Below are 19,898 nucleotides of genomic sequence, written 5' to 3' on the forward strand. Positions count from 1 at the left end.
TCGATCTTGCCCAACGGGGGTCGTCCACACATGAATCATACCATTGGCATCATCGGCGCAGGCCTTGGCGGCTTGACGTTAGCTCGCGTCCTTCATCGGCACGGGGTCTCGACGACTATCTTCGAAGGGGAAGCCTCTCCTTCGGCGCGCACACAGGGCGGCTTGCTCGACATCCACGAGCATTCCGGCCAGCGCGCGCTGAAGGCGGCGGGCTTGTTCGATTCCTTCCTGCACCTTGTGCGTCCAGGCGAGGATGCCAAGCGCGTCGTCGCCTCAGACGGCCGGCTCTTGTTTGACAAGGTGGGAGATCCGTCTTCGATGCGTCCGGAAGTCGATCGCGGCGAGCTTCGCACGATGCTTATCAAATCGTTGCCCGACGGGACGATCCGCTGGGGTTGCAAAGCGACCGCGATGACTCCTCTCGGCGAGGGACGACACGCGATCGCTTTCAGCGATGGGACTGGCACAACGGTCGACCTGCTGGTCGGCGCTGATGGCGCCTGGTCAAAGGTACGGCCGCTCCTCTCTTCCCCGACGCCGCGTTACTCCGGCACCTGCTTTATCGAAATAGCACTGCTCGACCCCGTGAAGTATGCAGCGTCGATCGACGCGATCGGCAGCGGCACCCTGATGGCGGTCGCGCCGGGCAAAGGGATCATGGTGCACCGCTACCCGGACGGGACTGCCCGCGGCTATGCCGCGCTCAATAGGCCCGAGAACTGGATAGGGGCGATCGATTTTACCGACGTTGCAGCCGGACTTGGCCGCATCGCGCAAGAGTTCGACGGTTGGTCGCCGACGCTGACCGCGTTTATTCGCGACAGCTGCATCAATCCCGTTCCCCGTCCAATCTTCGCACTTCCGGTCGGCATGTCGTGGCCTCGCGTGCCAGGTGTGACCCTGATCGGGGATGCCGCCCATCTCATGTCGCCATTCGCCGGCGAGGGCGCCAACCTCGCGATGGAAGACGGCGCAAGACTGGCCGAGGCGATCCTCCGGTGTCCCAACAACGTGGAGGCGGCACTAGCTGCCTATGAGCACGACCTGTTTCCGCGAGCGGAAGCGGTCGCGATGGCGTCGGCCGACAATCTCGCGCGCTTTTTCGGCGAAGACGCGCCGCACAGCGTGATTGGTCTCTTTGAGGGGCGAGCATAATCATGCAGTTTAGCGGCCATCTCCAAGCATCGCTGACATTGCCGCCCGCCGCCGGGTCGCTGGCCGGCCGACGGATTCACGGCGGTTTTCGTCAAAATCTGATGCTCGTTTTGAGTTGGCCGAGACGGCTTGATCTGGTCGCAAGCCCACAGAGCCATTCGCCCGCGAACTCGCCCGCAATCGTTCTGAAGGTGGCCAAGGTGGCCATGGGTAGATCGAAAATATGGTTCGCTACCTTGGAATGGAAGGAGAGGATGCTCTCGCCCTCGCGGGGAATAAGGAGATCTGAACCCGATGGCGCCCAATTTCGGTGGTGAGCCGGACTTGCGCGTCTGGGACAATCCTGCTGTTCAGAAGCGACCGGTCGAAAAATGGCTTTAGACAGAAACCGCCATCAAATGGTTTCCTAGGCGGCGTGGACAAATTGAGACTTCCGGTTTCGCCCCATCCTCCCCCTTTGGGGGAGGGGAACCATGCGAAGCATGGTGGAGGGGCACGAGCGGTTTGCGTGACCTTGATCGGCAGGAGGTTCTGCTGCGGGCCAACGCGATGGCACGCACACCGAGGGTGCCCCTCCACCACCCTGCGGGTGGTCCCCCTCCCCGTTCCGGGGAGGATGGCTACGACGGCTTCCGCCCAATGGAGGACCTTCCAACCGGATAGGAGGTGAGGTAGTCTTGCACCATGTCCAGCGTTGTTTCAGCCAGTCGATCGCGAACGAGCAGCGCCAAGCGGAAAGCGAAGGTCGTTCAGCAAATTTCCCCTGTCGAACGGCAGGCCAGACCCGACAGCGTTGCTTTTGCGCAGCGCGAGGTCGCTAAGGATTTCGCTCTGAGGAAGTACCGCGAGGCAATGGCCTCCAAGCTCAAAGAATAGCGATGCCGCGACATCGCCCCGTTGCGGACGCCTCAAACCACGATATGTCACGTCAATGATCGAACCCGCACCCCGTCGCCGGGGTCGCTCTAGCGATACGTCTAACCTATTCCGTCACGCCGGCGGCACCGTCTTAGCACGTATGCGCGAACAATCGGAAAAGCAGTTGACCACCCCATTTCGGTCATTCCGTCGACACGGAATTTGTCCACGCGGCCTAGTCCCTGCCGGCCTATTGAAGCGTCGTTCGGCACTTGTCGCCAGCAGGATGTCGTTGTATCGCACGTGGCGTCGGGTGCCATGGTGCCTGACATAGATCGCGCCGGTGTCCCGGAAGGGACTTAATAGGGAACGCGGTGCGGACGGCGAGAGTCATCCCAATCCGAGGCTGTCCCTGCAACTGTAAGCGGTGAGCGAGATGCACATGTGCGGACGGGAAAAGTCCCGGTTCGCCAGCCACTGGGCCGGACGCTAAGTCCTGCGAGGCCTGGGAAGGCCGTGCATCAAGCGACGACCCGCGAGCCAGGAGACCTGCCGGCGCTAGGTCGCTCTTGCTTTGGTCCAGGGGATGGTCAGGGCACGGTAACTCTCCGTCTGAGCGACGAACCTGTGCGGTTGGGGCCGCAGGGGTCTGCGTTGGTGGGCGACATGCGCCCGTCTGCCGGCGCTGGCCCGCCGTTCGTTCGCCTGATGCCTGCCGGATGCGGCAGGTTGACGGCCGAGTGCCGGTCTGCCCCGCTGCCAAATGCTTGGGCGCGGGGGGAATGATAATGATGATGAAATTTGTGGCTCATGCTTCTGTGTTGGCTCTGGCAGCGACGGCAGCGCCTGTCTTGGCGCAATCCAATCCGACCCAGCCCACGACCGACGCGAAGGGCGACACCATCGTCGTCACCGCATCGCGTTCGGGTGATGCCGTGCCGATCAACCAGCTTGGTGCTTCGGTCACGGTGCTCGATGCGCAGGCACTGGAAACACGCCAGACCCGGATCGTGTCGGACATCCTGCGGGACGTACCGGGCGTTGCGGTCAGCCGGACCGGCGCGATCGGCGGCCTGACGCAGATTCGTATTCGTGGATCGGAGGGCAATCATGTCCTCGTCCTGATCGACGGGATCAAGGCCTCTGATCCGTATAATGGCGAATATGATTTCGGTACGCTGATCGCCGATGATGCCGCCAAGGTCGAAGTGCTGCGCGGCCAGCAATCCTCGCTCTATGGGTCGGACGCAATTGGCGGCGTGATCCAGTATATCACGCTGACCGGGGCAGAAGCCCCGGGCTTTTCCGCAAGGGCGGAAGGCGGGTCTTTCGGGACGTATACAGGAAGTGCCCGCGCTGCTGGCGTGACTGGCACGCTCGATTATGCCGTGTCCGGCTCTTACTACCACACCGATGGGACACCGACTGCGCGGTTCGGCACGCGCGACGTCGGATCGGACAGCGCCGGCCTTTCGGCCAAGCTGATTTGGTCGCCCACCGACAACTTCACGGTCACCGGCGTCGGCCGGTACAGCTACACAGATGCCGACACCAACAACAGCGAGGACGATCCGACCAGCCCGCTGTTCGGCTACACCGTCGACAGCCCCGGCGTGCACTTCAAGAACGAAGCCTTTTATGGCCTCCTGCGGGCGGAGCTTACGGCGCTTGACGGCCGATGGACCAATGCCATCTCGGCGCAATTGGCCGACACGACGCGCAAAGGCTACAACGCAGAGGGTTTCGATTACGGCGACAAGGGCCAGCGCTACAAGGGTAGCTTCGAGTCCAGCCTGCGGTTCGGAACCGAGACGGTCGTCCACCGCCTCACCGCTGCCGTAGACGTCGAGCGCGAGGAGTTCCAGAACACGACGCCGTCTGCCTTCGCCTTCCAAGGCAAGCGGCATACCGACAATGTCGGCATCGTCGGTCAGTACGAGTTGCTCATGAACGACGCCCTTTCGCTCGGCGCGTCGATCCGCCGGGACGAGAATGACCGGTTCGACGATGTCACCACCTGGCGCGCGCAGGGCAGCTACAGCTTCGCAACGGGCACCCGCATCCGCGGCGCTTATGGCACGGGCGTGAAGAACCCCGGTTACTTCGAACTCTATGGCTATGCGGACGGTCGCTACATCGGCAACCCGAACCTGAAGCCGGAAAAGTCGGAAGGCTGGGAGGCCGGCATCGAGCAGAGCTTTGGCGGCAATCTGGCGACGATCGGGGCCACGTATTTCGACAGCAGGTTGAAGGACGAAATCTACACCACCTATCCCGCGCCGGATTTCGTTGCGACACCGTCCAATCGCTCCACGCGGTCCAAGCAGCATGGTGTCGAAGTCTTCGTCAGCGCCCGGCCGATCCCGCAGATCCGGCTCGACGCGACCTATACCTGGCTCAAGGCTCGGGAGAACGGCACGGAGGAAGTACGTCGCCCGAAACATGTCGCCAGTTTCAACGCGACCGTCTTCAGTGAAGACGAACGGTTCTCGGGCACGCTGACCATGCGCTATAACGGCCGTCAGAGCGACGTGGCCTATACCGACCCCAGCTACGTTCCGGTGCGTGTCTCGCTGAAGGACTATGTGCTGGTGAACTTCAGCGCCGAATACAAGATCAGCGAAGGCATCGCCCTGTTTGGCCGGATCGAAAATCTGCTGAACGAAGACTATGAGGAAGTGTTCAGCTTCGCCACGCCCGGCCGGGCTGGCTATGGCGGCGTACGCGTCCGCTTCTGATGCGGGCCGCGGCACTTCTAGCGGCGCTCCTGCTATCCGCGCTGCCGATTCCGGTCGGCAGCGCGGAGGGACAGGGCCGACCGGCCAAACCCGTGCGGGTCATGTCGATGAACCAGTGCGTGGACCAGCTGGTCCTTGCCCTGCTTCCGCCTGAGCGGATCGCGTCGGTCACATGGCTGTCACGTGACCCGGATGGTTCGCTGATGCATAGGGAGGCGATGCGGGTCGGCGTCAATCATGGCCTGTCCGAGGAAGTCGTGCGGCAGAAGCCGGACCTCGTGGTCGCGGGCAGTTTCACCACGCCCGCCACTCGTTCGCTGCTGAAACGCATGGGATACCCGATGATCGAGGTCGATCATGCCGAGAGCTTCGACGACATAAGGCGCATCACCCGGCAGGTCGCTCGGGCCGTGGGAGAGGAAGCGAAGGGCGAGGCGCGGATCGCCCGGATGGACCTGCAGCTTGCCCACCTCGCCCGCGATCCCGGGCCGCGCCTGCGCATCGCCGCCTGGGACGGCGCCGGTTTCAACGCCAGCGATGGCTCGCTCTACAACGCGGTGCTTGAAGCGGCGGGCGCGGTCAACGTTGCCAACAGACCGCCGGCGACCAGCTATGGACGTCCGGATGTGGAAGTGCTGCTGGCAACCGCGCCAGCCCTGTTGGTGAAGGGCGCTGGGCTCGGCCGCAAGCCCGGGCTGCGCGACAATACCGAGCGGCATCCATTGGTACGCCGCTTTTGGGACGGCGCGCGCACGCTGACGATCCGGCAGGCCTATTATCAGTGCGGCACACCAATGGTCGGTGACGCCGCAATGGCCTTGCGCACCGAACTGCGGAACGCCGCAGCGCGGGTGAAGACGCCTTTGCCCTTCGCACCCGCGAGATCGTTATGAACCGCTGGCTCACGCCCGTCCTGACGCTGCTGCTTGTCGGAGCCGCATTGCTCTCGATTCTTGCCGGTACGGTGTGGCTGACGCCGGGGCAGGCGTCGAACGCGCTGTTTTCCGCGACGCCCGATCTGCCCGGCTTGATCGTGCGGGAGATTCGCCTGCCACGTATCATCCTTGCAATGGCAATCGGTGCGAGCCTGGGCTTGTCCGGCGCTACGCTTCAGGGGCTGCTGCGCAATCCGCTCGCCGAACCGGGGCTGCTGGGCGTGACGTCGGGGGCCTCATTGGGTGCGGTCATCGCCATCTATTTCGGATTTGCCTCCAGCTTCGGTTTGGCGACTCCGCTGTTCGCGCTAACGGGTGCTTTCGTAACGGCGGGCATCGCGCTCATGCTCGCGCGGAGCGGCGGTACCTTGGCCCTGATCCTGACCGGCGTTGCGATCAGCAGCATCACCATGGCGCTGGTCATGCTGGCTCTCAACCTCGCCCCCAATCCCTATGCCGCCTATGAGATCATGACCTGGCTGATGGGATCGCTCAGCGATCGTAGCTGGGACCACGTCACGCTCGCCCTGCCGTTCGTGGTGCCTGGTCTTCTCATGCTGCTGCTCACCGGGCGGGCGCTCGATGCGCTGACGCTCGGCGATGTTCAGGCCGAAAGTCTGGGCATCCCGGTTGCTCGCATTCGTCTGCTGGCGCTCGCGGGGACGGCACTCAGCGTCGGGGCGGCGACGTCGATCGCTGGATCGATCGGCTTCGTCGGCCTGATCGCGCCCCATCTGGTCCGCCCGCTCGTCGGCCATCAACCGGGCCGGGTGCTGCTGCCGGCGATGCTGGCTGGCGCACTGCTTGTGACCCTTGCCGACGTGGCGACGCGGACGATAGTGCTGGGTGGTGCGCCGCTCAACATCGGCGTGTTCACCAGCCTTTTGGGTACGCCTTTCTTCCTCTGGCTGATCCTGCATGTGCGGAGGATGACGGCATGAGCGATCTCATTCTCGATCATATCCGCGTGCGGCGCGGCGAACGGACCATCCTCCATGACATTTCACTGCGATTCACCGCCGGGGGGCTGACCGCCGTCATCGGCCCCAACGGCGCAGGCAAGAGCACGATGCTGGACCTAGCGGCAGGTCTGCTCGTGCCTGATGCGGGTACGGTTCGACTGGGCGATATCGCCCTGGCAACGATCGGTCGCAAGCTGCTGGCGCAGCGCCGCGCCTATCTTCCACAGCGGGCAGGCGTGGAGTGGCCAATCAGCGTCGAGCGGGTCGTGGCGCTTGGCCTGACGCCCAGCCTTCCAGCTTTCGGAGTGTTGCCGGATAGACTTGTCCCTGCAGTGGAGGAGGCACTGGCCGCCTGCGACTTGCTTGCCTTGCGCGATCGCCCCGCCACGGCGCTCTCGGGTGGTGAACTCGCGCGGACCATGCTCGCGCGCGCGATCGTCGGCGATCCCGAATTGCTCATCGTGGACGAACCCACTGCCGGCCTCGATCCCCGTCACGCAATCGATGCCATGCGGCGGCTGCGGGCACGAGCCGACGCTGGGCGGACGGTAATCGTCGCCATCCACGACCTCGATCTGGCGCTGAATCACGCGGACAACATCGTCGCCATCAGGGACGGCCGCCTGCTGACGCAAGGGCCCGTAGCGGAGGTGGTGACCGAAGACCTGCTGGCCACGCTCTATGATGTGCGCATTCGTATCCTGCGCGACGCCGATGGAGTGGCCGTCCGCTTCCTTGATGACCGGAGATCTGGATGAGCCTGCCGCACGATCCCTTCGACCTGATAGCTGATCTGCTGGGTGATCCCGCGCATGGCTGGAGCATCGGCAGTTTCGGCGCCATCGGCGAGTTCATCCGAGACCCCGATGAGCCCGTGGATTTGGTCCACACATCGGATCGGCTGGAAGCCTGCACGGCGCGCGGCGCCATCCGGGTCCAGCGTGGTGCGGCGTTGACCCCGATCGCCTGGGACAGTCTCTCGGCAGATGGGGAAAGCTGGGGGCACGCACTGGCCTTCTGCGTACCGTGCAAGCCAAGCGGCCCGCGCGTCGTCCGCGACCTTGGGATAGACGAACAGGCAATCCGGATCACCGAGCGGAGTGACCGCCTGTTCGATCTGGGTGTCGGGTCGGGTGTCGTTACCATGTGCCTTCGCACGCAGGACGCGGGCCTGATCGCCGCGATGGAAGCAACGCAGGGTCAGTCGGTGTTTAGCGATGGGACGGTCATGGCGGAAGTGCTGCGCGCACAGCCGCATCGCGTGCTGCTGTCTCCGGCGGGCCGGGTAGAGGTGTTTCAGCCGATCCCGCCGCCGGACGGCAAGTCGCCCGAAGGCCCGCATACCCATCTGCTGCCAAAGCTGATTTCCCAGGATCGCGGACATTCGGCGAACGTGCCCATCCCTGAAGGCTGGCAATCGGCGCTGAACGTCCATCCCGCCTCGCCATGGCGTACGCCGCTGGGCGAGCGCAAGCCGTTCGACGCTGCGCTCGACCGTGCCTTCGCCCCGCTGCTGGAACGTTTCGGACTGGACGAAGATCGGCGCACGGCGAACGCGGTTCGTTCCATGATCGAAATCGGTGCTGCGCCGGAATTCGCCGACTGGCCCGACAGTCGGCGCGGCCGCATCAAGGCGCGGATCGAACTGCGCCGCCTGGCGGCCGACGGCGATCTGCGCGTAAGGGCTTGGCTGAAGATGTTCGATCGCGGTGGCACAGAAGCGCCTCGGGACCAAGAGGAAGAGCTTTGAGTCACGTCTTCTCGATGGAAGCCTTGCAGCAAGGAGCGCGACAGTCTCAGTCTCATGGAATTGAAAGCTGCATCATGGCGGGTCGCAATCGCTTGGAAATGCTCGATCAAACGGCTTGGAGGACGTGGCGTGGCCGCATTGATTGCCGAATGGCTCAAAGGGGATTCTGAAAGGCTTGAGATTTGAAATTCACGGCTGGAACGCCTCTGACATTCGGCTGCTCATGTCCGTGGCACCAGAATTTCCCAATGTTCTGAGTGCCCGTCTTTTGCCTCTATGGGGCACCACCTACCTTAAGGCACTTCCACCCACACATCGGCGGTTTCCCACGGGACAGGCTTTCCAGCGTGGGAAGCGCTTGGGTCAAGGCTGAAGCGCGTTTGAGCTGGTGCGGGTGCTCGACCCGCGCATAGCAGTCCAAGCCTATCGGAATCGATCCCTGCGTCCCGTGCGAGGCTCTACATGCGATCCTTGCCGTCCCTCAGCAGTGCCGCGACTTGTGCCATGCAGCGCTTGCGGTGATCCGTCGCTGCTCCTTCGTCCAGGCCCAGGGACCACTTGCGCATGCCCGCGACCATGGCCGAGAACAGCGCTGCGTCGCGTGGCGATACGACCCGGTCCGGTGCGAGCATGGCTTCGAGCACCTTTCCGCTGGTGCGTCCGCGCCAGTAGCGCAGCTGCGGCGCGAAGGGGCGCAGCGATGGGTTGCGCGCGACCGCGAGCAGCAGTTCGTCCATCGCACAGAGGAGCGCCTCGGGACTATGGGGCGGCAGTGGGTCGAACTCGGAGGGCTGGTCCGGCCCTTCCTGCGCGAGATCGCCCGGTGCGCTCGACGCCACCGTTCGGCGGTAGATCGTCTCGAAGGCTGCGCGCACGAGGTCGGCGCTGGAGTGGCAGTTGTGCGAGATCACGCCGAGCGTCAGGTTCGCCCGTGCCGCCACCGCGCGATGGGTCAGGCCGCTGATGCCCTGTTCGGCGACGATGTCGGCGGCGGTGTCGGCGATCCGTTCCATCGTCCCGCTGAACGCGGTGAGCGGTGGCATCTCCCGGTGCGCCTGCTCGGCACCGAAGCGGCGCCACTCACCGCCCGGTGCCAGTCGGCCCTCAAGCCAAAGCACCCATCCGGCGCAGGTCTCCTCAAGGCAAGGGCGGTCGATGGTACGCTGCCACTGCATGAGGTGCAGCAGGCTTTCGCCCTGGAAGAAGTGCGTCGTCAGGGCGGAATGGTCGCCCAGTCCCGCCCGCGCGCTGAGGTCGCTCCAGAACTCGGTCCAGAGCATCGCCCAGCGGCGCGCCAGGGGGGCGTGGCGCGGCGAACGCGCGGCCATCAGTTCGCAATCGCGCCAGGCGAACGCGACGGCGCGCTGCGCTTCGCAGAAGTCGTCGATGAGGGCGGCCATCAGCGGCGCGAAAGCGTGCGCAGAGAATCGGGGCAGGGCCGCCAGAGCGGTGCGCTGCTGATCGCACCACGCTCGGGCGAGAGCCAGCGCATGCTCTTGCGCGCTCACATACAACTGTTCCATGCTTCCGAAGTGATGATAGATGCTGGAGATGGGGGCATCCGCCCGTGCCGCCAGCGAACGCACCGAAGCGTTGCTGCTCCCGCATGTCCAGCAGGCTTCGATCACCGCCTCGATCAGCCGATCGCTGGTGGAAATCCCGGGTCCGTCTTGCGTCTTGCGTGTGCGCGGCATCGCGTTTCGCGATGGCGCAGCGCGCGGCTTAAGGCAAGTGGGACTTTGCTCTCAATTCCGGAGCCTGTTCCAGGGCATTCGCAATGTCACCAAAGTGAGATACAAACGCCACTCAATGTACATACAACCGTTCTAGTTCGCCCCCATTCCATCACTTGGGGGTTTCATGTCGACCAATTCGCTGCGCCGTGCGCGTACCATCGCCCTTGCCGGGTCATCGCTCTTGAGCCTGCTCGCCTGGCCCTCTTTGGCCCATGCGGAGGAGGCCGAGGATGCAGGCGCCGGCCTGGGGGAGATCACCGTCACCGCGCAGAAGCGGGAGACCGATCTGCAGAAGACCCCGGTGGCGATTTCCGTGCTCGATGCAACCGACCTCAAGAACCGCGGCGTCGTCAGCCTCAAGGACCTGCAGGACGGGGCCGTGCCGTCGCTGCGGATCGCTCCGTTCGCCTCGCGCAACTCGGCGCTGGCGGTCGGCATTCGCGGCATCGTGCCGTTCGATTCCAACCAGCCCAGCCGTGATGCGGGCGTGGGCATCTATATCGACGGCATCTATCTCGGTCGCTCGCAAGGGCTGGGCGCCGCGCTCTATGACGTGGAGCGCATCGAGGTGCTGAAGGGCCCGCAAGGAACGCTCTTCGGCCGCAACGCGACGGGCGGCGCCGTCAGCATCGTCACCCGCAAGCCCAGCGGCGAGTTCCACCTCGCCCAGACCGGCGGGATCAGCAATTTCGGTGGCTACAAGTCCGAGACACACCTCGACCTGCCCAGCTTCGCCAACGTCAGCGTCAAGCTGGACGGAATCGTCGTGAAGCGCGGCGGCACGCTCGACAATCCGCTCGACGGCGAGGAGGACTACAACCAGCTCGACCAGCGGGGCCTGCACGCCGGCGTTCTGTGGGAGCCGAGCGGCAGCTTCAGCGCGCGCTACGACTTCGACATCTCGCGCGATGCGAGCACGCCGTACTACATGCAGGTGCTGACCAAGTCGGCCAGCATCGTCTTCGCCGACGTGACCAAGGTCCAGCCCGACCGCGTGGGAACCGCCGACGTCGGCGTGCCCGAGCAGGAGAGCATCGGCAAGACGCACGGCCATGCGCTGCACCTGGACTGGACGGTCGTGGACGGCGTGGTGCTGCGCTCGATCTCCTCCTACCGCAAGCTCAGCCAGAGCCAGTACGACAACGGCGGCGCGCACCAGGGCTCCTACGCCCCCAACACCAACTTCGGCCGCTACAGCCTCGCCGACATGCACCAGGAGCAGTACAGCCAGGAACTGCAGGCGGTCGGCTCGTTGCCGCGGATCGAGTTCGTGGCCGGCGCCTACTACTATCACGAAAAGGGCGACGACTGGGCCTGGGCGCCCTATACCATGCGCTGGGGGGCGAATGCCGCGGCGCTGCCGACGCGGTTGCCCTCGCTGGAGGCCGGGCAGGTCACGCCGTTCCCCGACCGCGCCAGTGACGCCGTGGCGGAGAGCTTCGCGCTCTACGGTCAGGCGACCTGGACTCCTCCGCTGCTGGCCGACGCGCTTCACCTGACCGCCGGCGCGCGCTACACCCGCGACAAGAAGCACGGCGACCTGTTCAAGGTGAACGGCGCCGACACCGACTTCAGCTTCCGCTTCTCGAGCAGCCGTGTCGATCCGACCTTCACGCTCGCCTTCGACGCCAGCGACACCGTCCATCTCTACGCCAAGTGGGGCACGGCCTATCGCGCAGGTGGCGCCAATTCGCGATCGGTGACGTACCGCGCCTACGATCCGGAGGAAGTCGAGACGGCGGAAGCGGGCTTCAAGGGCGAGTTTCTGGACCGCCACGTCCGCCTGAACCTGGCCGCCTATCGCACGATCTACAAGAACCAGCAGATCGACTTCAACGCACGGCTTTCGGCGGTGCCCGGCGGGCCGACGCGCACGACGATCGAGACCGTGAACGCAGAGGGCAACGGCACCATCAAGGGCTTCGAGGCGGACCTGACGATCGCTCCGGTGGCCGGCCTGACCCTCACCGCCGCCTACGCCTATACCAAGGGTGACCTAGAAAAGGCGGTCAATCCGTTCAACCCGAGCGCCCCGCCGCAGAACGTGTTCCTGGTCTATACCCCGAAGAACGCCTTCAGCGGCGCGATCGACTACAGCCTGCCGCTGCCCGAAGCGACCTTCGCCGGCGCGACCTTGCGCGCGCACGTCGACGCCAATGGCGGCGACGGCTACCATTCGCAATCGAGCGACACGATCCTGACCGACAGCGCCTTCCTGGTGAACGCGCGGCTCTCGCTTGCCGACATCGACCTTGCCTCGAAGGCGGCGCTGCAGGTCTCGCTGTGGTCGCGCAACCTGTTCAACGAGGCGCATACCTTCTTCAAGACCGGTACGCCCGAGACCCTGATCAGCGGTATCTTCAACGAGCCGCGCACGTACGGCGTCGAAGCCACCGTCCAGTTCTGACGACAAGACAAAGAGGAGAGAGCACAATGAAGCACTATCGATTGCTGGCCGGGCTTCCCCTGGCGGCACTGACCTCGGTCAGCGCCTGGGCGGGCACCGTGACGGACATGAAGGTGGAGCGCGCCGCGCCCGACAAGCTGGTCGTGCGCTGGAGCGACGCCGACCCGGTCGACGTGTTGCAGGCGGATCGGCCCGATGCCGCCCCCGGCGAGGCGCGCCTGGTCTCCGGCAAGGACGCCGACGGCCGCTTCGAGGCGACCGTCACGCCCGGCACGCGGCCCTACTTCCTGCTGCGCGACAGCCGCACCGGAACCGTCTCGCGCGTCGCCGAGCGCGTCCTGCCGCTGGAGCAGGGCTCCAACTTTCGCGACATCGGCGGCTACCCCGCAGCGGGCGGCAAGCACGTGCGCTGGGGCGTGATCTTTCGCTCGGGCGGCCAACCGATGCTGACCGAGGCCGATGTGTCCGAGATCAAGGCGCTGGGCATCGTCAACCTGATCGACCTGCGGTCGGACGAGGAGCGCGTGCTCGCGCCGACCAGGCTAGACGGCATTCGCTACAACGCCGTGGGTTATTCGATGGCGCCGATGCTCGCGGGGATAGGGCAGGGCGTCAGCCAAGCTCCCGCCGCCAAGGCAGCCCCGAGCGACGCCCTGAAGGGCCTGGCGGAAGGCTATCGCCGCTTCCCCGTCCAGCTTGCGCCGCAGGTCCGGCTCGTGTTCGACCGCCTGCTCGGCAAGGAGGGCCCGGTGCTCTACAACTGCTCGGCCGGGCAGGACCGCACCGGCTTCGTCTCGGCCATGGTGCTGAGCGCGCTCGGCGTGCAGCGGGAGACGATCTACGCGGATTACCTCCTCTCCACCCCGTCGCGCCGCCCGCAGTGGGAGCTGCCGCCGATTACCGAGGCGCAGGCGAAGGGCAACCCCATTGCCGGCATGTTCGCGCGCTTCCAGAACGATCCCGCGCACGCCAAGCCCAATCCGCTGGTGACCGCGGACGGCACGCCGTTCCTGGCGAATGCCTTCGCCGAGATCGACAGCCGCTACGGCTCGGCCGAGGGTTATCTGAAGCAGGAGATCGGCCTCAACGACGCCGACCTCGCCAGCCTGCGCTCGACCTACCTGGAGTGAAACGAACCTCTTCCGGGTGGCGGCACATCAACCTGGTCGGCGGAGACCCCTGGTCCCGCCTTGCGCCGCGCGCTCGCGAACTGTCGGCGTAGATCGATACTCCCTGGGGTGCGGTCTACGATCCGTTCCAGGCGACATGACCGATGACGTTCGGCACGGAATATCCTCTCAGAAGGCCGTGCCGCCGTTCACGCCGAGCAGCTGGCCGGTGACGTAGCCGGCGTCTTCGGAGGCGAAGTAGGCGCAGGCCGCCGCGATTTCCTCGGGGCGGCCGAGGCGGGGGATCGGGTAGCTGGCGATGATCTGCTCCCAGGGCACGGGGAACAGGTCACCGTCGATCGCGCGGCGCGCCATCGGCGTGTCGATGAAGCCGGGCGAGACCGAATTGACCGTGATCCCGTGGCGGCCCAGCTCGACCGCCATCGAGCGCGTCATGGAGATCACGCCGCCCTTGCTCGCGGTGTACAGCGCCATGTTGGGCGCGCCGGTCTGCGCGCCGAAGGACGAGATGTTGACGATCCGGCCCCAGCCCGCCGCGACCATGTCGGGCAGGGCAGCCTGGATCAGCACGAAGGCGCCCTTGACGTTGACGTCCATCAGCCGGTCCCAGTCCGCCTCGGTCACTTCGGCCACCGGGGCGAAGCTTTCCAGCGCCGCGTTGTTGACGACGATGGTCACCGGGCCGAGATCGGCGCGGGCCTTGGCGACGGCGGCCTCGATCTGGGCACGAACGCCCAGGTCGGCCTTCAGCGCGATGGCCTTGCCGCCGCCGGCTACGATGTCCGCCGCGACCGCTTCGGCCCCGGCGCCGTCGATGTCGAGCACGCCAATGGTGTGCCCGTCGCGCGCGAAACGCAGCGCCGTCGCCTTGCCCATGCCGGAGGCGCCTCCGGTGATGATGGCGGTTCTGGAGTCGGGGCGCATCACAGCATCGTCGTCCCGCCTTCGACGCCGATCGTCTGACCGGTGACGAAGTCGGAATCGTCGCTGGCGAGGAACACCGCAGTCGGCGCGATGTCCTTGGGCTCGCCGAAGCGGCCCATCGCCACCTTGGCCAGCTCCTGGTCGTAGGTGCCGCTGTCTTCCAGGTACCAGATCGACTTGGGCGTCAGTGCCGAAGGCAGGATGGTGTTCACGCGGATCTTGTGCTGGCCCCACTCCTTGGCCGCAGTCTTGGTCAGCACGCGGATCGCTTCCTTGGTGGCCGCATAGGCGAGGAAGCCCGGCTCGCAGCGGATCGAGAAGCCGGTGCCCATGTTGATGATCGAGCCGCCGCCCTGCCTCACCATGTGCGGCTGGCAAAGCTGCATGAGATGAAGCGACCCGAAGAAGGCCGATTGCATGTCGATCATGCAGTTCTCCTCCATCTTCGGGTCTTCGATGGGGAGGTAGTCGGTAAAGGTATGCGCGTTGTTCACCAGCACGTCGACGCGGCCCCATTCGGTGATCGCGCGGCCGACCGTGGCGACGGCGTGTTCCCGGTTGCCGGCCAACGCCTCGAGGGCGATGGCGGTGCCGCCGGCTGCCTCGATCTTGCTGACCACCTCGTCCAGCTTGCTCCGGGTGCGGCCGGTTATGAGCACCCTTGCGCCTTCCGCTGCATAGCCGGTCGCAATCGCCTCGCCGATGCCCTGGCCCGCGCCGGTGACGATCGCGACCTTGCCCGCAAGGCGCTGCGACTCACTGCCCATTGCACTCTCCCAACGTGTTCGTCTTGATGTTAGCAAGCCCCGCGTGAAGTCAAGAGCGGTGATCGCCGTGGCCTTTACGCGCGGTTGTCGGCACGATAGGCGGAGGGGTAAGGATGAGGGCCGCGTGACGACGACAAAGCCGGGACCAGCCAGACGCATGGGGCCGCCAGGGTCGGAAGTCTGGCACACGATGCTCGACGGCGCGGAAGAGATTCTGCGCGAAGAGGGCCACGCCGCATTGACCTCGCGCCGCATCGCCGAGCGGATCGGCGTCAAGCAGCGGCTCGTCTACTACTACTTCCACACGATGGACGACCTCGTCGTCGCGTTGTTCAAGCGCCTGTCGGAACGTGAAATGAACCGGCTGCGCGCGGCGCTGCAGTCTCCGCATCCGCTTCGCGAGATTTGGGATGCCCACGTCGGCAGCACCGACGCGCGCCTGATCTCCGAATTCATGGCGCTGGCCAACCGCATGGATGACCTCCGGTCCGAAGTCATCCGCTTCATCGAGGATTCGCGCGCCCTCGAGATCGCGGCGATCGAGGCCGCGATCGCACGACGGGACGTGTCGGGCAGCGTTCCGGCTCCGGCGCTGGCGGTGCTTGCCAGCAGCGTCGCCCTGGCGCTGAGCCGCGAGCGTCAGCTGGGGGTCTCTGCCGGTCATGAGGCCGTCCTGGATCTCGTCGGCGCGTTCCTCGCTCCACCGAACTGAGCGCTCGCCGCAGACATGCGCGCCGGGGTCTGACCGTCCGACGCGCTGCTACCTGCCCGCTTGGGGTCACGCCTCCTGCGACCGAGCGCGCCAGCCGGCCCAACGGCGCAGGCGGGGCGAAAGGCGCTTGAGGGCGGCTTCGGTCGCCACCGCCGCCGCCAGCGACACGCCGAACAGCGGCATGGCGAGCGCGAGGACGAGCACCAGGAGGACGAGCGCCCAGGAGTGTCGCAGCGGCGCCAGGCTCGGCGGGGCGCCCAGCGCGTCGGTCGGGCGCCTTCGCCACCACAGCACCACGCTGGAGAGGCACAGCAGCACCAGCCCGAGCAGGACCGCCAGGTTGACCAGCTGGTTCGCCAGCCCCATCCACGCGCCTTCGTGGATGGCGACGCCGGTGCCCACCACGCGGTCGATCCAGTGGCGGTCCGCGAAGCGCTGCACGCCCACCAGCCGGCCGTCGGCGGCGATCTCGGCACTGTCGCGGCGGGGGCGGTTGTCGGCCTGGCTGCGGACCTGCCATGGCCCGTTTGCCGCGGTCGGAGGGCTGACCTCCACCGGGCCGGCAAATCCCAGCTGCGCCGCCCGGGCGACCACGGCGTCGAGCGCGGCCGCCGGGGGCGCGGTATGCGCCATCGCCATGCCGTGGTGCTCGGCATGCTCGGACATCATCGCGCGCATGCCGGCGTCCTCGCGGGCGCGCAGCGCCGCATCGGCGCCGGCGCCGGCCGACCAGTCCTGGCGGGGCGAGGCGGTCCCTGTCACCGCGCGCACTTCGCGGAAGTAGTCGCCCCAGGCGACGGCCCAGGGCAATCCGGTTGCGATGAGGAACAGCGCCGCCAGCGCGATCCACAGGCCGGTGACCGCGTGGATGTCGCGCCAGAACAGCGCGCGGCCCCGGCGCAGCCGCGGATAGAGCACGCCCGCAAGCCGCAGGGAGCCGCGCGGCCACCACAGGAACAGGCCGGTCAGCAGCATGACCACGGTCCAGCAGGCCGCCGTCTCGACGAGGGCCGAGCCCCAGCGCCCGGCCAGCAGTTCGCCGTGGAGGCGGAAGACGAGGCGCATCAGGCGGTCTTCCTCGGGCACCTGGTGGAGCACCGCGCCGGTTCCCGGGTGGACCCAGACGCGAACGTCCCGGCTGCCCTGGCCGACCAGGACTTCCACGGCATCGCCGGGGTCTTGCGGCAGGACGTACTTGTGCAGCACCGCGCCCGGCACCGCCGCCACGGCCCGCGCGGCGATCGCGTCGGGCGCCAGACGCGGCATTAGCGCCGTGCTAACGCCGCGATAAGGGGCATATAGCGCCGCCTCGATCTGCGGCTTGAACAGGTACAGCCCTCCCGTCACCGACAGCCACAGCACGAAGGGCACGCACAGCAGCCCGGCGTAGAAGTGCCAGCGCCACACCGCGCGATACCAGCGCTCCGCGCGCGGCGCGCTCACAGCCGCCACCCCGCTTCCACCAGGACGCTGCGCTGCGGGTAGGGGTGGTAGACCCAGGCCCTGTCGTTGGTGATGTTGTCCACCCCGGCGCTGAGGCGCAGCTGCTCCGTCACCTCCCAGCTCACCCGCGCGTCGAGGGCGAACAGCTCGGAGGTGTAGCCATAGGTGTCGCCGCGCTGGAGCCCGAAGAGATCGGTGTTGGGCCGGCTGGCATAGCGCACGCCGACCGACAGCAGCACCGGCTCCGCGACGCGGTAGCGCAGGTTCGCGTTGAGCCGCCAGCGCGGGATGCGCGGGAACTGCACGCCTTCGGCTGCGGGCGCGGCATCGTTGCGCACGGTGACCGAATCGATCCAGGCGGCGTTGGCATCGAGGTCCAGCCCCGGCACCAGCACGTCGCGCGCCTCGGCGATCAGCTCGAAGCCGTACTGGCGCGTCACGTCGATGTTCTTGAAGCTGGAGGTGCTCACCCCGTTCTGGTTGAACCCGGTGAACGAGAAGATCGTGTCGCGCACGCGCTGCCAGAAGGCGGAGGCGGTCAGCTTCACCGGGCCGAAGTCGTGCGCCACGAGCAGGTTGGCGTCGGTGGAGCGCTCCGGCCTGAGGTCGGGATCGAAGCTGTTCGGGTTGAAGCTGCCGTTCCCGTCGAGGCTGCCCTGGAACAGCTCTCCCACCGTCGGGAAGCGGGTCGCCTTGGCCAGGCTGAGCTGGACGCGGGTGTCGGGATCGACGGCCCACTCCAGCGAGGCCTTCGGCTGGAAACCGTCGGCCTGGCGGCTCGCGTAGCGGTTCTCGACCGGCGTTCCCGCGTTGCCCACGCGGGCGAGGCCGCCGTCAAACGCGCGCCAGTCCTCGTAGCGGGCGCCCAGCGTCAGCGTGACCGGATCGAGGGGCACGCGCAGCTCGGCCCAGGCGGCGAGATTGCGGGTCTTGCCGAAGGTGCGGCTGGAGAAGGTAAGGCCCTCGTCGCTGCGCCAGCTCGGCAGCGCGGAGTTGGTGAGATCGGTGCGGTAGAGATTGGCGCTGCCGCCTCCCGCCAGCGTGATGCCGCCCAGCGCGGCGGTCAGCGCCAGCTCCCCCGTCCACCACGAGGTGGGGCCCTGCCGTGCCAGTGTGCCCGGGCCCCGGTCGCGGCCATGGGCGTAGCCGGTGGAGGTGAAGCCGTCCGCACGCAGGATCTGGTAGGTCGAGACGTTCGCCTGCACCGTCGCCACATCGGACAACGGCGCGGCCAGCTTGAGGCCGGCCAGCAGCTCGTCGCGCACGGTGCGCGACCAGTTGGCCCCGCTGGCGGTATAGGTGCGTCCGCCCAGCGAGACGCGGCCGTCGCACACCCGATTGCCGGCGCCGTCGCGCAAGTAGCAGTCCGGCGCGGTCTGGCTGTCGAGATTGTGCCAGTAGGCGACGAGCAGTTCCCCGCTGACGCCCGAGGCGCCGTCGTAGCCTAGGCGCAGCTTGGCCTGGTCCTGCGTGATCTCGGCCGGGCTCTGCGCCGCGAAGATCGGGTTGCCGGCGGTGCCGGGAGCATTGGCGATGGCCTGCTTCGGATCGACCACGCCGCCGGTCACCGCCAGTCCCGCCGCGCCGCCGGTCACGGGGGAGAGGCCGAAGACCATCTGCGGATGCCCGGTGTTGCGGAAGTGGCGGCCCGAGAGGCGCAGCGACCAGGGCCCCTCCTTCTGGCGCAGCCCGAACCCCGCCTCGGCCGAATAGCCCCAGTAGCTGTCCTGGGTGTCGTACTGGTCGTAGGGCTGAACCATGCCCTGCACGGTCGCGAAGGCCTCGGTGCGCTCGGGCGAACGGGTGGTGACGTTGACCACGCCGCCCATCGAGTTCCCGGCGTAGCGGGCCGAGTAGGGGCCGTAGACGATGTCGAACTGCGCGACCTCGCCCGGGCCGACGACGCCCCACTTCGGGGCGTAGGCGAAGGAGTTGCCGAGGAAGTTGGAAACCGGGAAGCCGTCCACCATCACCAGCGTGCGGGCGCTCTGGGTCGAGTGGGTGCCGCGAAAGCCCGGCACGCCGTTCGAATCGCCGGCGAAGCGGGTGCGCACGAAGAAGTCGGGCGCGTACTTCATCAGGTCTTCGACGTTGCGTGCGTTGACGCCTTCGAACTGCTCGTCACCCAGGCTGACCGACAGGCCCCGGGCATCGAGGCTGATGTCGCGGTCGCGCTGGCCGACGACGAGGATGGTCGGGTCGGAGACGGTGCGGTCGGGGGCCTCATCGGCCCAGGCATGAAGGGGGAACAGGGCGATCGGGGCTGCGCCGATCGCAAGCAGGATACGGGTCATGGAGAACACCTGAACGGCCCGCGGCGGCCGTGGCGGCCTCCTGGCGAGCAAGCACAAGGGTGCCGCGGGAACTTTGTTCCGCGGCGT

General features: G+C 66.6%; 15 protein-coding genes and 1 riboswitch. Of the genes, 10 read left to right on the forward strand and 5 right to left on the reverse strand.

Features of this window, described 5'->3' with window-relative positions; translation table 11 throughout:
• Positions 1 to 30: 30 nt before the first annotated feature.
• The 7 genes from ACFFJC_RS14715 to ACFFJC_RS14745 all read left to right on the forward strand — a co-directional run bounded on the left by ACFFJC_RS14715 (position 31) and on the right by ACFFJC_RS14745 (position 8,398).
• Positions 31 to 1,155: an FAD-dependent oxidoreductase gene (locus tag ACFFJC_RS14715; protein WP_379488238.1), complete on the forward strand. Its 1,125-nt coding sequence runs from the start codon at positions 31 to 33 to the stop codon at positions 1,153 to 1,155.
• Between the two features lie 684 nt (positions 1,156 to 1,839).
• Positions 1,840 to 2,031: a hypothetical protein gene (locus ACFFJC_RS14720; protein ID WP_379488239.1), complete on the forward strand. Its 192-nt coding sequence runs from the start codon at positions 1,840 to 1,842 to the stop codon at positions 2,029 to 2,031.
• Between the two features lie 306 nt (positions 2,032 to 2,337).
• Positions 2,338 to 2,584: riboswitch (cobalamin riboswitch) on the forward strand.
• Between the two features lie 217 nt (positions 2,585 to 2,801).
• Positions 2,802 to 4,751: a TonB-dependent receptor plug domain-containing protein gene (locus ACFFJC_RS14725; protein WP_379488240.1), complete on the forward strand. Its 1,950-nt coding sequence runs from the start codon at positions 2,802 to 2,804 to the stop codon at positions 4,749 to 4,751.
• A gap of 101 nt (positions 4,752 to 4,852) precedes the next feature.
• A complete protein-coding gene (locus tag ACFFJC_RS14730) occupies positions 4,853 to 5,644 on the forward strand; it encodes an ABC transporter substrate-binding protein (protein ID WP_379488241.1) in 792 nt (263 codons plus the stop codon).
• Positions 5,641 to 6,627: a FecCD family ABC transporter permease gene (locus ACFFJC_RS14735; protein WP_379488242.1), complete on the forward strand. Its 987-nt coding sequence runs from the start codon at positions 5,641 to 5,643 to the stop codon at positions 6,625 to 6,627. Before ACFFJC_RS14730 ends, ACFFJC_RS14735 begins: the two co-directional genes overlap by 4 nt.
• The gene (locus tag ACFFJC_RS14740; protein WP_379488243.1) at positions 6,624 to 7,406 is read left to right on the forward strand and encodes an ABC transporter ATP-binding protein; all 783 of its coding nucleotides are present in this window, start codon (positions 6,624 to 6,626) and stop codon (positions 7,404 to 7,406) included. The genes ACFFJC_RS14735 and ACFFJC_RS14740 overlap by 4 nt, the downstream gene beginning before the upstream one ends.
• Positions 7,403 to 8,398 carry a DUF6925 family protein gene (locus ACFFJC_RS14745; protein WP_379488244.1) on the forward strand — a complete coding sequence of 332 codons (996 nt, stop codon included), beginning with the start codon at positions 7,403 to 7,405 and terminating at the stop codon, positions 8,396 to 8,398. Before ACFFJC_RS14740 ends, ACFFJC_RS14745 begins: the two co-directional genes overlap by 4 nt.
• A gap of 458 nt (positions 8,399 to 8,856) precedes the next feature.
• Here the strand turns inward: ACFFJC_RS14745 and ACFFJC_RS14750 are convergent, their stop codons facing one another.
• A complete protein-coding gene (locus tag ACFFJC_RS14750) occupies positions 8,857 to 10,092 on the reverse strand; it encodes a TetR/AcrR family transcriptional regulator (RefSeq protein ID WP_379488245.1) in 1,236 nt (411 codons plus the stop codon).
• Positions 10,093 to 10,258: 166 nt separating this feature from the next.
• On the opposite strand from ACFFJC_RS14750, the gene ACFFJC_RS14755 reads away from it, so the two are divergent.
• Both ACFFJC_RS14755 and ACFFJC_RS14760 read left to right on the forward strand, forming a co-directional pair.
• A complete protein-coding gene (locus ACFFJC_RS14755) occupies positions 10,259 to 12,541 on the forward strand; it encodes a TonB-dependent receptor (RefSeq protein ID WP_379488246.1) in 2,283 nt (760 codons plus the stop codon).
• A 26-nt stretch (positions 12,542 to 12,567) separates the two neighbouring features.
• Entirely contained in the window at positions 12,568 to 13,671 is a 1,104-nt protein-coding gene (locus tag ACFFJC_RS14760; RefSeq protein WP_379488247.1) for a tyrosine-protein phosphatase, read from the forward strand.
• A 168-nt stretch (positions 13,672 to 13,839) separates the two neighbouring features.
• Here ACFFJC_RS14760 and ACFFJC_RS14765 read toward each other — a convergent pair whose 3' ends face one another.
• Positions 13,840 to 14,595 carry an SDR family NAD(P)-dependent oxidoreductase gene (locus ACFFJC_RS14765; RefSeq protein ID WP_379488248.1) on the reverse strand — a complete coding sequence of 252 codons (756 nt, stop codon included), beginning with the start codon at positions 14,593 to 14,595 and terminating at the stop codon, positions 13,840 to 13,842.
• Positions 14,595 to 15,362 carry an SDR family NAD(P)-dependent oxidoreductase gene (locus tag ACFFJC_RS14770; RefSeq protein WP_379488249.1) on the reverse strand — a complete coding sequence of 256 codons (768 nt, stop codon included), beginning with the start codon at positions 15,360 to 15,362 and terminating at the stop codon, positions 14,595 to 14,597. Before ACFFJC_RS14770 ends, ACFFJC_RS14765 begins: the two co-directional genes overlap by 1 nt.
• Before the next feature lie 190 nt (positions 15,363 to 15,552).
• Here ACFFJC_RS14770 and ACFFJC_RS14775 point away from each other — a divergent pair, with 190 nt between their 5' ends.
• Entirely contained in the window at positions 15,553 to 16,074 is a 522-nt protein-coding gene (locus ACFFJC_RS14775; RefSeq protein ID WP_379488250.1) for a TetR/AcrR family transcriptional regulator, read from the forward strand.
• 66 nt (positions 16,075 to 16,140) lie between these two features.
• Here the strand turns inward: ACFFJC_RS14775 and ACFFJC_RS14780 are convergent, their stop codons facing one another.
• Together ACFFJC_RS14780 and ACFFJC_RS14785 are read right to left on the reverse strand one after the other, a co-directional pair.
• Entirely contained in the window at positions 16,141 to 17,517 is a 1,377-nt protein-coding gene (locus ACFFJC_RS14780) for a PepSY-associated TM helix domain-containing protein (RefSeq protein ID WP_379488251.1), read from the reverse strand.
• A complete protein-coding gene (locus ACFFJC_RS14785; protein ID WP_379488252.1) occupies positions 17,514 to 19,811 on the reverse strand; it encodes a TonB-dependent receptor in 2,298 nt (765 codons plus the stop codon). The genes ACFFJC_RS14780 and ACFFJC_RS14785 overlap by 4 nt, the downstream gene beginning before the upstream one ends.
• Positions 19,812 to 19,898: the final 87 nt, after the last annotated feature.

Origin of the sequence: Novosphingobium soli (genome assembly GCF_042432915.1) — a bacterium.
GTDB lineage: Bacteria > Pseudomonadota > Alphaproteobacteria > Sphingomonadales > Sphingomonadaceae > Novosphingobium > Novosphingobium soli.